Raw genomic sequence first — 2,144 nt, forward strand, 5'->3', positions numbered from 1 at the left:
GCATTGGCCGTCCCCGCCGCCCCGACTCCGATCACAGCCACCGCCGCTGTTGCGGCCATCCTGCTCAGTACCTTCATGCCGGTCTCCTCTTCCGTGCCGATCAGGCGTTCAAGCCAGCAACGACGGCATCAGCGAACGCTGTTGCCTGAGCGATCACCGGTGCTGCTGCACCCGCCGCATCCGCCCCGGCCTGCTCTACTGCCGCAACGACCTGGTCGCCGCCCGGCTGCGCCAGCGCCGCCTGGCGGACCCGCGGGGCCGCCTGCTCGACGTACGCCGGGGCCGTTTCAGCGAAATCGCTTGCCTGTTCGACAACTTCGCTGCCACCAGGGAACTGTTCGACCTGCTCGACGATCGCAACCGTCTGCGCCGTGACCGCGTCGGTATCGACCGGCGGAGGTGTCCACGGCGGAGCCGGAGCGGTTTCTGGGGCCTGCTCCGGGGCAGGCTGCGGCGCCGGTTCCTCGATAATGAGGTCCTGGCCACCGAAGACGGTGGCACCGGCCAGCGCCCCAGCGGCGCCACCCACCCCAGCACCGAGCAAGAAGGCGGGCCCGCCGAGCGCGGCCGCGCCGACTCCGGCACCGATCGCCGCGCCCGGACCCACACCCCAACCACCGGTCGGAGCGGTCACACCGGCACCGATACCAGCCCCGATACCGGCACCGAGACCAGCCCCGACAACAGCGGCAGGCGCAGCCAGACCGACACCGACGATCCCAGCGCCAAGCAGGCCGCCGGCGATCGCGCCGCCGGCGACACGGTCCGCTTGCGGCGCATTCACACCCGCATTGATCAGCGTGTTACCTGCGTCGGCCTGGACCGCGGCGATCGTGTTCGTGATCCGATCCCGGTCCTCATCCGGCATCCACGGCGGCTGCTGGATCAACCCGACACCAGTGAAGATGTAGCCCTCCGGTGCATCGACCGGAGCGATGATCTTCCGCCGCACCATCGGAACTGGAGGTGCAGTCGGAGCCGGTGCGGGATCGGCCGGTGGTTCAGTCCACTGCGTACCCGGATTCTCCGCGTGGGGCTCCTGATACGGGGCGGGCTCGTAGTAGGCCTGCGGATAGGTCGGCTCCGTGTAGATCGGTGCCTCGACATACTGATTCCCGTTCTGGAAATCTTCGTAAGACCGGCCCGGAGAAGCTGCCACTTCCGGCGAGGGCTGATACCCGGCCAGATACTCACGCTGAGGTGAAGACGTGCCAGGCTGGCTCCCGCCACCCGTCCCAGGTTGGCTCCCGGCACCGGTGCCCGGTTGCGTCGGAGCGGCCTGCGCTACACCCGCGCACGCCAAGCACAACGCCACCGGGATCGCGCACCACACCGTTGCCCGCTCCATCTTCTGGCGGTGCCGACCGCCACTGGGTCGACGAGATTCACTCATGACAGCTCGCTCTCTCTCAAAGGGAAGCCACGGCGCGACGCATTCACCGCTGCCGATCCGCACCGAAGGCGCAGAAACATTGGATTAACAACAACTTTCGAGGGGACTCCCGGCGCTAGCTGACCGGACCGCTCTGGGACACGCTGTCCACAAGCCCCAAGCTGACAAGCTCTGGAGCGAGAGCATCAGGGCAGGAAGAACGGCAGTGGTTGATCTCACTGTGTCAGTTCAGAATTGGATCGTTCCCGGCGTGAAGACCAACGGCTGGCGCAGGTGAGTCGCAACCTGAGAGTGGCCAAGCGGGCACGCCGGATACCCAGGGATCGTGACGCCTGCACAAACTCGGCCAGGCCAGCGGCCTGGACATTGATCGACGCGAAGGCGGTTCCATAGAGCACCGAGGCACTCTGGAGAGAGAGTGATGTGTGTGGCTGACCTCGGCGCCTGTAACGGGATCAGGTCACCCGTACGATTAGGTGTCAGTGCATAGGTTGCACTCGAATGCATCGAGTCCTCCAGGTGGGTATAGCAATAGCCCGCCAGGACTCGAGGTCCTGCGGGACGGTGAGCGCAGCGCGTTTGCCACTGCGGGTGAGAAGGAAGCCCAGGTGCGCGTCGGGACGCCAATCACGAGTCGCGCACCTGGGGTTCTCTTAGCCTGGATGCACCGATTCGGTTGGGTCGGTGAGCGTGTCGTAACGGCGAAATGCCCTGTCGTGGTGGAAGAATTGGACTTCTCACAGAACCTTTT

The 2,144-nt window shown here is 66.0% G+C and carries 1 protein-coding gene; it reads right to left on the minus strand.

The window, feature by feature from the left end:
* Positions 1 to 100 precede the first annotated feature (100 nt).
* Positions 101 to 1,159 (minus strand): hypothetical protein, encoded by a 1,059-nt coding sequence (locus WAW17_RS17415; protein ID WP_422334187.1) that lies wholly within the window; start codon positions 1,157 to 1,159, stop codon positions 101 to 103.
* Between the last annotated feature and the right edge of the window lie 985 nt (positions 1,160 to 2,144).

The organism is Rhodococcus sp. (in: high G+C Gram-positive bacteria), assembly GCF_049286785.1.
GTDB lineage: Bacteria > Actinomycetota > Actinomycetes > Mycobacteriales > Mycobacteriaceae > Rhodococcus_F.